Genomic DNA, 11,721 nt, shown 5'->3' with positions numbered 1-11,721 from the left:
TTCTGCCATTTGTTTTCATCTAAAAAAACCAACTTCATCCTCTTTCCTCTATAAATTATTCTCTCTATCCTAACATAAGATCAACACGACCTAGTAAATTCTCAGCTTTGAATGCGAATTTCCCATTTGAGTGCAATTCACGTAGGGGGGACTTCATTGTTCCCCCTTTTCTTCAGCTGACCCTAGCTGAAGTTCTCAAAGCCTACTCAGAAAAAGTAGGAAAGCCTAACGGCGGGCCTGGGCAAAAATGGCTTGCAAAATCTCGTCGGCCCCCTGCTGTTTTAGCTTTTCTGCAAGAGCCATCCCCACTGCCTCGGGATCGGCGGTGGATCCCGTCTGAGTATCGCGGATGAGCCGCCGGCCATCCAGGTCGGCCACCATACCGGTTAGGTGCAGCGCCTCCCCTTGGACTTGGCTGTGAACGCCAATGGGCACTTGACACCCTCCTTCCAAAGCCCGCAGGAAAGCTCGCTCTGCCAAGCAGCGGGCTGTGGCCTCCGCATCGGCCAAGGGTCGGATAAGCTCCAGAATCCGCTCATCTCCCTGCCGACACTCGATTCCCAGGGATCCCTGCCCAACCGCGTACAGAGACACGCTGGGATCCAACACCTCGTGGATCCGGTCGGCTTTGCCCAGACGCTTCAAGCCGGCCACTGCCAAAATCAGGCCATCGTACTCTCCCCGCTCCAGCTTAGCCAGGCGGGTGTTGAGGTTGCCCCGCACGTCCTTAAAGCGCAAGTGGGGAAAGGCATGGCGCAGTTGGGCCAGCCGCCGCAGCGATGAAGTGCCGATCACCGTCCCCTCTGGCAGGGTGGCCAGTCGGTAATCCCGGAACTTTTCCCCCACCACCAAAGCATCCAGGGGATCCTCCCGCCGCGTGATCGCCCCCAACACCAAGCCCTCCGGCAGGCGAGTGGGCAAGTCTTTAAGGCTGTGTACCGCCAAGTCGCTGCTGCCGTTGAGCAGGCTAACTTCCAATTCCTTGGTAAAAAGACCTTTGTCCCCAATTTTGGCCAGTGCCACATCCAGGATGATGTCTCCCTGGGTGGAAAGGGTGTTGAGCTCCAGGGGTAATCCCGGATGGTGTTCTTGCAACTGACCCATCACCCACTGGGTCTGCACCAAAGCCAACTCGCTTTTTCGAGAGGCGATCCGCACCGGCTTGGTGATCCCAGCAGAGGGTTTGGAGGGGGTCGAAGCCAGTTCACTCATGGCTGCCGCAAAAAAGAACACTGTCTCTCACGCTAGCCGAATCTGTGCCAGGGCAAGGCGGCGGCCTTTAAGATCCTTAACCAAAATTGCAGTTTCCCGAAATCAAGACTTTACCGCAGGGATCCCAGCCGGTAGGATAAGTAGATGGATTCTCCGGCTCGGCGGGGGAGGATCCGGTCTGTCAAGCTCCTCTTCCCCAACCCCAGAGCTTTTGAGGGGAGCTTTCTACAATGGGCACAAGCCCCTGGTTTGGTTGGTCGTCTGCCTGGATGAGTCTTATGGAAGAAAACAACGTCAGCAACGGCACTCAATTACTGCTCAAACGCAACATTCCCGTTAAGGTGGTGGTCACACCCCTTTGGAAAAAGGAAATGCAGGAGCAATTGGAGCGGCAGATCGAAGCCACCGATGCTCAGATGCAACAGCTGGAGTTTCAGGGCAAGCGGGCTATTGCCGAACTGGAGAAACAGAGCCCCAACCCCAACAGCCCCCAAGTGCTCCAACAGGTGGAAGCGGTGAAAAGCCGCGTGAACGAGCAGAAAATCCGCCTCTTGGATCAGAAAAACCAATTGTTGCAGCAGATCAACCAACTGAGCACCCTGGAGCTTAACCAAGAAGTGCTGCAGGGCAATCTGGAGAGCTTCTTCCGAGTCCAAAAAGGAGACAACCTGATCCAGAAAATGCAGGTTGAGATCCTCCTGGAAGATGGGGTAATCAAAGAGATTCGCGGCAACCCATAGGCTACTCACCCCCTTGCCGGAGAACCGGCAGCCGGGATACCCAATTTTTCTCGCCTGTAGGTTCTCGAGAACTCCGTTTCGCCAACACAATGGGTGACAATAGGTAACAACCTCTTAACAGCCTTTGGGTTAACGCTTGGACAGGCTGGTGAGGTTGGGTAGCGTTGTCGCCCGTGGGAGGATCCCCATGTCTGAGTTCGTCTGGTCAGAGCCAGAGCCTCTCGAGGATCTTCATCTTCCCGATTGGTTGCTCACCTCGGCCCAGCGCCGCCGTCTCAAGGCTCTGCTGGTTCTGGCCATGGTGTGGGGGTTGGTCAGCCTGATGCATGTGGTGCCGACGGCCCGTTGGATCACCGTTGGTTTGGCCACGTTCATGGTGATCCACATTAGCCGCTTATTTCGCCTGCAACCGGCGACCTTCCTGCCCCCTCTGAGACTTCCTCCTGCCGCTGCGACCCGCCGGGATCCCAGGTCAACAGATAACAGCGATGACCCTAACAATAATGACTCTGTCCTGCCAATGCAACGGGATGGGCAGAGCGGGCTTTCTGAGTTGGGCGGGCTGGCCTTGCCCCGTGTGGCCGTGTTGATCCCGGCCAAGAACGAGAGCGCAGTACTCCCGCGTCTGTTGCACAGCTTGACCCAGCTCCGTTACCCCACCAGCCATCTGGAGCTGTGGGCCATCGACGACAACAGCAGCGATGCCACCCCTGAAGTTCTGCGGGAAGCCCAAAAGTGGATCCCGCATCTGCGGGTTTACCGGCGGCAGCCGGGGCGGGGCGGGGGTAAGTCCGGCGCCCTCAACGAGGTACTGCCCCTCACCCAAGGGGAGATCATCCTGGTCTGCGATGCCGATGCTGTGGTGCCTTCGGATTTTCTTGCCCGCACTCTGCCCTTGTTTGTTCAAGTGGGAAGCCTGCGCAGCCGTTTCAGCAGACGGACGGTAGGCGCTGTCCAGGTGCGCAAGGCCCTGAGCAACCCCAACGTCAACTTCTGGACTCTGGGGCAGGTGGCGGAAATGGCCTCTGATGCTTACTTCCAGCAGCAGCGCGTGGCTGTGAGGGGTATTGGCGAGCTACGTGGCAACGGCCAACTGGTGCGGCGAGATGTTTTGGAAAAGTGCGGCGGCTGGAACGAGGCCACCCTCACCGACGACTTGGATCTCACCTTTAAGCTGCACCTGGCGGGCGTAGATATCGCCTTTCTGCCAGAGCCGGCCATCGTCGAAGAAGGGGTCACCTCTTGGAAAAGCCTCTGGCACCAGCGCTGCCGCTGGGCAGAAGGGGGCTACCAGCGCTATCTCGACTACTGGCCAGGGATCCTCAGTCGCCGCATGGGGATGGCCAAAACAGTAGATCTCTGGGCCTTCTTTATTTCTCAGTACTTGCTGCCGATGGCCTTGGTTCCCGATACCCTCTGGGTGCTGTTGACGGGCCACTCCTCGGTGCTGCTCCCCTTGAACGCTCTGGTGATGGGCTGCTTGACGGTGGCCTTTTACCGGGGGCTACGCCAGGTGGAGGGCTTGCGCGGACGGCGACTTTGGTGGCACACCGCCCTGGGCTTGGTCTACATGCTCCACTGGCTGCCGGTTATGATCGCCACAACCGCTCGCATGTGTGTACAGCCCAAGCGCCTAAGGTGGGTGAAAACTGTTCATCACGGCGCTTGAGGTCAGCAAGTTGGATCCAATCCTGCTATCCTAGTCAAGCACCTGCTTACGCCCCGCTCGACCATGGCCCGCCTCTACTACGACACCGACGCCAACCTGGAGCCTTTGGCCGATAAAACCGTTGCCATCATCGGCTATGGCAGCCAAGGCCACGCCCACGCCCTCAATTTGCGCGATAGCGGTGTCCAGGTCATCGTTGGCCTTTACCCTGGCAGCCCTTCCTGGCCCAAAGCCGAGCAAGACGGCTTAATGGTCAAAACGGTGGCGGATGCTGCCGCTGCCGCCGATTGGGTAATGGTTTTGCTGCCCGATGAAGTGCAAAAGGCCGTTTTCCAGGGCGAAATCCGTCCCCACCTGCAGCCGGCGAACGTGCTCCTCTTTGCCCACGGCTTCAACATTCACTTCGGGCAGATCCAGCCTCCGGCAGACGTGGATGTCATCATGGTTGCCCCCAAAGGCCCTGGGCACTTGGTGCGGCGCACCTACCAAGCGGGGGAAGGGGTGCCCTGCCTGTTTGCCGTCTATCAAGATGCCTCGGGAATGGCACGGGAGCGGGCCATGGCCTATGCCAAAGCCATCGGTGGCACGCGGGCCGGCATTTTGGAAACCACCTTCCGGGAAGAGACCGAAACCGACCTCTTTGGCGAGCAGGTGGTGCTCTGCGGTGGGCTGACGGCTCTGATCAAAGCGGGGTTTGAAACCTTGGTGGAAGCGGGCTACCAGCCGGAACTGGCCTACTTCGAGTGCCTGCACGAGGTGAAGCTGATCGTGGATCTCATCGTCGAGGGCGGCCTGGAAAAAATGCGCCACAGCATCTCCAACACGGCAGAATACGGCGACTACACCCGTGGCCCCCGCATCATTACGGAGCAAACCCGCGCTGAAATGAAACGGATCCTCGCCGAGATCCAAAGCGGCCAATTTGCCCGTGAGTTTGTCTTGGAAAATCAGGCCGGCAAGCCAGGGCTTACTGCGATGCGGCGGCGCGAGGCCGAACACCCCATCGAACAGGTGGGCAGGGAGCTGCGGGCCATGTTTAGCTGGCTAAAGAAATAGTCGGGTATCTGGAGCTAAGTGTAGGCCGTCTCTGTGCTGGATCTGAAGCTGCTGCGGGATCGCCCTGAACAAGTACGCCAAGCCCTGCAAAATCGCCGGGCCACAGTCGATCTGGACGGGATCCTGCAGTTGGATCGGGAGCGGCGGCAGTTGGAGGCCCGCAAGGGATCCCTGCAGGCCGAAAGCAACAGCCTCGGCAAAAAAGTCGGCGAGATCATCCGCCAGGGGGCGGATCCCCAAGGCCCCGAAGTGGCGGCCCTGCGGCAGCGGGGGGTGGATCTCAAGGCCGAGATTGCCCAACTGGAGCAGCAGGAACGGGAGCTGGAAGAGGAGATTCGTGCTCGGCTGCTTACCCTGCCCAATTTGCCCCTGCCCAGCGTGCCGGTTGGCCGAGATGAGGCCGACAATGTAGAGGTGCGCCGCTGGGGTGAGGAGCTAAAGCCGGCCCATCCTGTCCTTCCCCATGACGAGATTGCCGAAAAACTGGGGTTGCTGGAGATTGGCCGTGCGGTCAAAGTGGCCCAAAGCCGCTTTGTGGCTATGGTGGGGGCAGGCGCGGCCCTGGAACGGGCTTTGATTGCCATGATGCTGGAGCGCCACGTTGCAGCCGGCTACACCGAGGTGATCCCACCCTTTTTGGTCAACAGCGCCGCTTTGCAGGGGACGGGGCAGTTGCCCAAGTTTGCCGAAGACAGCTTTCGCTGTGCTGACGACGACCTGTGGCTGATCCCGACGGCGGAAGTTCCCCTTACCAATCTGTACCGGGATGAGGTAATCCCTGCGGAGTCCCTCCCTCTTTACTTCTGTGCTTACACCCCTTGTTTTCGCCGTGAGGCGGGCAGCTATGGCCGCGACACCAAGGGGCTGATCCGGTTGCACCAGTTTCAAAAAGTGGAGCTGGTCAAGGTCACTCGCCCAGATCAATCGGAAGCCGAACACGAGAAGCTGGTGCAGGATGCCGAGGCCATCTTACAGATGCTGGAGCTGCCCTACCGGGTGGTGGAGCTGTGTAGCGGCGATTTGGGCTTTGCGGCAGCCCGCTGCTTTGACTTGGAGGTGTGGTTCCCCTCCCAAAGTCAATACCGCGAGATCTCCAGTTGCTCCAACTGCTGGGACTTTCAGGCCCGCCGTGCTAACCTGCGCTACAAAGAAGCCGGCCAGAAAGGCACCCAGTTTGTCCACACCCTGAACGGATCTGGCTTGGCGGTGGGGCGCTCTCTGGCTGCCCTGCTGGAAAATCACCAACAGCCGGATGGCTCAATTCGCATTCCCAAGGCGCTGCGTCCCTTTCTCAGCTCCCGCTTTCTCTCGGAAGACGGGATCCTCATTCCTGCTGCCTGAGCTCAAACTCAACCCAGTTTGATTGAGACTCGATTGAGACGCTCCTGCCCAGATAGGCAGGTGTTCCCATCTTTTCTCCGACGACGGAGAATTGCAAGCTGTCTCACGGCAGTTTTTTGAAACCTCTGAAATGAACAACCTTGACCTGCCCCCGGCTCTAAAGGGCGAGGATCCCTAACACTTCACAGAGACGATCCACCTGACGGTAGCCTCAATCTTTAGGGTCATTTCAAGTTAGGTTGAGACACTTCCCAAGTGCTCTGCGGTACCACTTCCGCTATGCAAAAGGGGAGAGGAGCTAGGAAGCAATGCATTCCTACCTTCCTGCCGGGCTGTCCTTCCGCTCAAGATTTGCCCTTGAGGCGATCCAACTCAGCTTGCAATTCGGCGATCTTCTGGCGCAAACGGGCCGCTTCTGAAAGTTCGATGGCCGTGCCTGCCTCGCCCTCGGCATTGCTAATGTCGTCGATGGTGATCTTGCGGGGACCGGCAGTTTGTCTGTCTTCTCCCTTGCGGTTGGCGTTGGCGGCGATGGCATCCATGTAAGCCCGCGCCTCTTCAGCGGTCATCGCCCCCCGCTCCACCAGCTCGTCCACCAAAGCTTGCGCCTGCTTGCGCAACTCCATCAGACGGATACCCGCTTTGCTGGCCACCTTGGCAGCATTATCCGCCGCCACAGCCGCCAAACCCATGCCGAGGTAGAAAGCCTTTTGAGCCCAGTTGGCGAGGGGATTGTCTGTTTCGGACATAGTGTAATGCGCTGCTAGGGCAAGGAGGAGAGAACCCAGCAGAGAGAAGTAGGGCTGCAAAGGGCGACCCGGGTTGACGCGCCTGCTCAGAGCATCCCGTGGTGCTGCTATCTTCCGATCCTGACACGGTTTGGGCGTCGGAGCTGCACGGACCCAGGTCTTCCAGTAGCCTAGCATTTTTCCCCTCTGCCCTGCTCGGCTTTCTTGGGCAACAGATGGGTTTCTCAGGGGGCTAGGGAGTTTCAGGCGGCTCCAGATAAACAGGGATCCGCTCTACGGCTGTATCGCTGCGCTGCACCTCCTGTTCCTGAACTTGAGGAAGGGTTACCGGCAGGGTAACCGGTTGAGCAACAAAACAACTGGCCACGGGCAGCGCTTGCTCCAGTTCGTCCAGAGGGCGGGGGATCACTGCCACCGCGTGCAATTCCCCAATGCGCTCTGCTTCGTACATGCCGGCATCGATGGCAATGGCCACGTTGGCCACTGTACCGCGGATAATGGCCGTACATAGGCCATCCCCAATGGTCTCGTAGGCCGCCAGTTGGACATCCGCGGTTTTGAGCATGACATCGGCAGCTCCCACCATTGCCGGGAAGCCGCGAGTTTCCAGCAGGCCCACGGCCAAGTTACTGAGGCGGCTGTAGCCGCGGTTTTGTGCCAGTTGAGACAGCTTGCTGCTGATCGGCAGTACCACTTCCAAGTTGGGCAGGGGGCGCGGGATCACCAAACTGGAGATCTCCTCTTGGTCAAACTGGCGGGCCAGCTCAATGCCCTCCTCAATGGCAATGCGCACATCGGCAATTCCCCCCCGCACAATGGCTGTGCAATAGCCCCCCGAGGTTTTCTCAAAGCCGATCAGCGTCACGCCTGCCGACTTGGTCATGGCGTCAGCAATGCGCACAATGACCGGAAAGCTGCGCGTCTGAATCAGGCCCAGGGAGGTTGACATCGGCATCCTAACCACTCATGCCAGTTTAGCCATCAGAGCCGGCCATCCCCAGAGGAGAGCACCTGTCGATGGGGATAAATCTTGCTCAAGAGGCGATCCAATTCCCAATGGCCAGGGATCCCATTGAGCTTATGGGTTTTGGTCTCTGGGGAGTCGGATTTTTCTTGGTGCCAACGGCGGGTTTGCTTTTCAACATTGGCCACCGGAGAACTGGGTGGGGGAGACGGCTCAGGCGACATCTCTGGAGCCATTTCCACTGCCGCCGGCGAGGGCTCTGCCGGGATGGGCTTGCTGCCGCCCGCCTCCTGGAGATCGAAACCATAGGTGGGATCCCCGATCAGCGAGCCGGGGGGAATAACCGCTTGGCTGAGCACCGAACAATTCAGCACCGTGGTTTCCGAGCCGATGCAGGCATTTTTGCCGATGGTGCCCTGCCCGATCACCAGCACCCCCATTCCCAAGGTTGCGCCCGCCTCCACGATGAGGGATCCCCCACAGGCGTGCAGGACGGATCCCATGCCGATACACGCGCCGCGCCCGATGTGAATTCGACAGCCGGGGTTGGCCCGCAGCAGCACCCCTGCCCCAATCCCCGCCCCGGCTTCCACCTGTACCTCACCACTGACAAAATAGCGAGTTTCGTCGTTCTGGCCAGGCAAGGCGCGGAGCGTCATGGAGTTGGGCAAAGTAGAGGCCAACAAAGTGCTCCTCATCGCTGGGGGGTTGGACTTGAACCAACAGAGGTCAAAAAAAGCTGGGATCCCTCAAGGGGTTTGGATGATCTGCTCCAGCACTCGCCGTTTGGCTTTTGGGTCAATACCCAGCAGGCGGACGTATTCGCCGCGATGTTCCTCCAGACAGGCTTCCAGAGCTGCCACCACTTGCGGCACTTGGGTAGCCTCGATGGGGCTACAGCTTTGCCAAGAAGAGGTGCGAAAACGGCGCTTGTCCGCATGTTCGGTGCCGATGCGGTAGCCTTGGCTGAGCAACTGCTGCACCTGAGCCACCACCTCGGCATTGAGGCGGGTGCCAGAAGGGGATCCCTTGGGGGCAGAAGCAGGAGCCGCGGCAGCAGCAGCAGATTTTCCGCCAGGGGTTTGGATGATGCGCTCATAGACCCGCCGTTTGCCTTTAGGATCGATCCCCAGCAGGCGCACATATTCTCCCTGGTGCTCCGCCAGGGCAGCCGTCAGCTTAGCCAACACCTCTGGCCCGCGGGTGGCGCGAATGGCCGGCCCACTCTGCCAGGAAGAGGTTTTGAAGCGGCGCTCGTCGGCATATTCGTAGCCGATGCGATAGCCCTGAGCCAGCAGCCGATGCACCTCCTCCTGCACCTCCAGATCCAGGCCGGCACTGCCCCCTGCCGCAGGAGCCGTATCTGCCACCACGCCGGTTCCTGCAGGACTGCTGCTCACCTGGCCTTGCGGGGTTTGAATGACCTTCTCCAGCACCCGCCGTTTGCCTTTGGGATCGATCCCCAACAGGCGCACATATTCTCCCTGGTGCTCTGCTAGGGCAGCCTGAACAGCGGCCAGGATCTCCTGCGGCTGACCGCTCAAATTGCTCAAGGTCTGCCAAGAAGAGGTGCGGTAGCGGCGGGCATCAGCCACCTCCAGGCCAACGCGATACCCCTGCGCCAACAGCGTTCGGATTTCTTCCTCTAGCCCTGAGCCAGACTGAGGGCCGGATGTGCCAGAACCCGGAGCAGCGGCTGCCGAGACGCGGCTGGGCATCCCAGAGACCAGCGCCGGCCCATCGGGGGTTTGGATGATTTGCTCCAGCACCCGCCGTTTAGCCTTGGGATCGATCCCCAGCAGGCGCACATATTCCCCTTGGTGTTCTGCCAGGATGGCCCCCAATGACTGCACCACCTCCGCCTCGTGGGTGCTGGTGATTGGGCTTTCGCTTTGCCAGGAAGAGGTTTTGAAGCGGCGAGCATCGGCATATTCCAGCCCCACGCGATAGCCTTGGGCCAGCAGGGCGCGAATTTGCTCCACCACCTCCGGCTTGAGAGGGGATCCGCCGCCGTTCCGGCCATTGCCGCGATGGGAAGAATGAGTCATGGGTGCCGTCTCCGTAGCCGTTGAGTTAGAAGTGCGCTGCAGTTCGTTGCGGATGGGAGCGATACAGACGAGGTTTTCGCTGCACTGGTAGCCCTCTCGCAGGGCTTGGTTGATGCCGATCACGTGTTGGGCAAACTTGGCATCGCTATCCTGGACGTCGGGCAGCCGGTCGGCCTCGGCCTGGGTGGTGATGATGGATCCAGAAGGCACGTACTTGCCTGGGGGGATCTCCACATCCTGGATCAGGCAATGCAACATGATGATGCAGCCATCCCCAACCCGAGCGTTGAACACCGTCGAGCGGAAGCCAATAAAGCAGTCGTTGCCCACGTAGGCCGGCCCGTGGATCAGAGCCATGTGGGCAATGGAAGTGTTTCTGCCAATCCAAACGGAGTAGGGTTGGCCGTCTTCTCCTATCACCCGCCCCTGTTCCAGGCCGTGGATGACCACCCCATCCTGAATGTTGGATCTGGCGCCAATGTGGAAGGGGGATCCCTCGTCAGCGCGAATGGAAGTTCCCGGGGCGATCAGCACCTCCGCTTCCACCCGCACATCCCCAATGAGGTTGGAGAAAGAATGCACGTAGGCTGTGGGATCGATCTTGGGCTCCGCCAGTCGGCGAGACCAGGGCGTTGGCGGTGCAGCATAGGTGTGAGCAGGCATAACCGTGAGCCTCTAGAACGCAGTAGGGCGGACAAGGGCAGCAAGAGAGATGAGAAGGGAAGGGATCCCAGCTAGCGTTGATCGCGCTTGTTGTAGAGAGAGCGACCGCCAACGCTGACCGTATCGATAATCGCCATCACCACTGCATCCAGCGGGCGAGTCTGGTTTCCTTGCGGCTGGCGAGCGGCACTGCCTTGGCTAACCAGCACCCACTCGTCAATGCCGGCCCCCACCGGATCAGCAGCCACAGCGTAATCGGGTTGCGGCTGGCCCTCGAGATCGACGTACTGCACCAACAAAAACTTCACGCCCGTCAAGCTGGGATCCTTTTGAGTGCTGGTGACGGTGCCCCGCACAATGGCAATACGCATCAGGGACGGGTGAAGGGACGGATGGCATTTACCCCTTCGCGGAACTGAGCCACATCCTCGGTGTAGCGAATGGGCAACACGTACTCCAGGTTCTCGTGGGGACGGGCGATAATGTGCCAAGACAACAACTGGCCGCCGTTCACCCGCTTCACCGAGTCAATGCCGGCAGCCACCGAGGCTTGCACCTCCGAGACATCCCCCCGCACGATCACGGTGACCCGACCGCTGCTGATTTTTTCGTAACCCACCAGGGTAACGCGGGCTGCCTTGACCATGGCGTCGGCAGCTTCTACCACTGCCGGGAAGCCCAGGGTTTCGATCATTCCAACTGCAATAGCCATAGGTACTCCTTACGCTGAAAGTGAAAGTGGGGTGCGAACTTTCTGGGGTGCGAACTTTACTGAAGTGGGGACTAGGTGCGGAACTGCTCTACCGCCTCGGTATAGCGGATGGGCAACACAAACTCCAGGTTCTCGTGGGGACGGGCAATGATGTGGTGGGAGAGAATCTCACCCCCGCTCACCCGCTTGGCAGACTCCAAACCGGCAGCCACCGAGGCTTGCACCTCCGAGACATCCCCCCGCACGATCACCGTGACCCGACCGCTGCCGATTTTTTCGTAACCCACCAGGGTAACGCGGGCTGCCTTGACCATGGCGTCGGCAGCTTCTACCACTGCCGGGAACCCGCGGGTTTCGATCATTCCAACTGCAATAGGCATATCAACTCTCCACTTTTGAACACACTCAGTTCCTGAACGCTGTCGAACCCAGCAACAAGGCAAATTAATCTCGCTTATTGGGTTCGCTCATGCAATCTGATACATTTACGCTGAACACTGCTGAACATCACTGTTCAACTATGCAGCGATAGCATTCTGTTTGTTTCCATTCGCGTTAGCGGGACGG

Annotated in this window: 12 protein-coding genes and 1 other RNA gene; 4 read left to right on the top strand and 9 right to left on the bottom strand. The window is 59.3% G+C overall.

The genetic code is table 11. The features are described 5' to 3' along the window. Positions 1-225 precede the first annotated feature (225 nt). A complete protein-coding gene (gene hemC / locus ACVWXF_RS13445; RefSeq protein ID WP_457474641.1) occupies positions 226-1,212 on the bottom strand; it encodes a hydroxymethylbilane synthase in 987 nt (328 codons plus the stop codon). A gap of 278 nt (positions 1,213-1,490) precedes the next feature. On the opposite strand from hemC, the gene ACVWXF_RS13440 reads away from it, so the two are divergent. The 4 genes from ACVWXF_RS13440 (at position 1,491) to serS (ending at position 6,018) form a co-directional block, all read left to right on the top strand. Then, positions 1,491-1,952: a YlqD family protein gene (locus ACVWXF_RS13440; protein WP_457474640.1), complete on the top strand. Its 462-nt coding sequence runs from the start codon at positions 1,491-1,493 to the stop codon at positions 1,950-1,952. A gap of 187 nt (positions 1,953-2,139) precedes the next feature. Next, positions 2,140-3,621: a glycosyltransferase gene (locus ACVWXF_RS13435; RefSeq protein ID WP_457474639.1), complete on the top strand. Its 1,482-nt coding sequence runs from the start codon at positions 2,140-2,142 to the stop codon at positions 3,619-3,621. Between the two features lie 63 nt (positions 3,622-3,684). Beyond that, positions 3,685-4,677 carry a ketol-acid reductoisomerase gene (gene ilvC / locus ACVWXF_RS13430; protein WP_457474638.1) on the top strand — a complete coding sequence of 331 codons (993 nt, stop codon included), beginning with the start codon at positions 3,685-3,687 and terminating at the stop codon, positions 4,675-4,677. A 33-nt stretch (positions 4,678-4,710) separates the two neighbouring features. Next, complete coding sequence (gene serS, locus ACVWXF_RS13425) at positions 4,711-6,018, top strand: serine--tRNA ligase (RefSeq protein ID WP_457474637.1); 1,308 nt, start codon at positions 4,711-4,713, stop codon at positions 6,016-6,018. 344 nt (positions 6,019-6,362) lie between these two features. Here the strand turns inward: serS and ACVWXF_RS13420 are convergent, their stop codons facing one another. The 8 genes from ACVWXF_RS13420 to ACVWXF_RS13385 form a co-directional block, all read right to left on the bottom strand. After that, positions 6,363-6,767 (bottom strand): hypothetical protein, encoded by a 405-nt coding sequence (locus ACVWXF_RS13420; RefSeq protein WP_457444170.1) that lies wholly within the window; start codon positions 6,765-6,767, stop codon positions 6,363-6,365. Between the two features lie 62 nt (positions 6,768-6,829). Next, positions 6,830-6,927: signal recognition particle sRNA small type (ffs, locus tag ACVWXF_RS13415), an RNA gene on the bottom strand. Between the two features lie 72 nt (positions 6,928-6,999). After that, on the bottom strand, positions 7,000-7,716 hold the full coding sequence (locus ACVWXF_RS13410) for a carbon dioxide-concentrating mechanism protein CcmK (protein WP_457385246.1): 717 nt from the start codon (positions 7,714-7,716) through the stop codon (positions 7,000-7,002). A gap of 32 nt (positions 7,717-7,748) precedes the next feature. Further along, positions 7,749-8,414 (bottom strand): hypothetical protein, encoded by a 666-nt coding sequence (locus ACVWXF_RS13405; RefSeq protein ID WP_457474636.1) that lies wholly within the window; start codon positions 8,412-8,414, stop codon positions 7,749-7,751. 66 nt (positions 8,415-8,480) lie between these two features. Continuing rightward, complete coding sequence (locus ACVWXF_RS13400; protein ID WP_457474635.1) at positions 8,481-10,442, bottom strand: ribulose bisphosphate carboxylase small subunit; 1,962 nt, start codon at positions 10,440-10,442, stop codon at positions 8,481-8,483. 71 nt (positions 10,443-10,513) lie between these two features. Then, positions 10,514-10,813, bottom strand: a complete 300-nt coding sequence (locus ACVWXF_RS13395; RefSeq protein ID WP_011433394.1) for a EutN/CcmL family microcompartment protein — start codon at positions 10,811-10,813, stop codon at positions 10,514-10,516. Continuing rightward, positions 10,813-11,154: a carbon dioxide-concentrating mechanism protein CcmK gene (locus ACVWXF_RS13390; protein ID WP_011433395.1), complete on the bottom strand. Its 342-nt coding sequence runs from the start codon at positions 11,152-11,154 to the stop codon at positions 10,813-10,815. The genes ACVWXF_RS13395 and ACVWXF_RS13390 overlap by 1 nt, the downstream gene beginning before the upstream one ends. Before the next feature lie 71 nt (positions 11,155-11,225). Further along, complete coding sequence (locus ACVWXF_RS13385; RefSeq protein ID WP_011430450.1) at positions 11,226-11,534, bottom strand: carbon dioxide-concentrating mechanism protein CcmK; 309 nt, start codon at positions 11,532-11,534, stop codon at positions 11,226-11,228. Positions 11,535-11,721: the final 187 nt, after the last annotated feature.

It is taken from the genome of Thermostichus sp. MS-CIW-40 (genome assembly GCF_054058315.1).
Note: the sequence above shows the minus strand (reverse complement) of the source record. Positions and strands in the feature narration are given on the sequence as shown.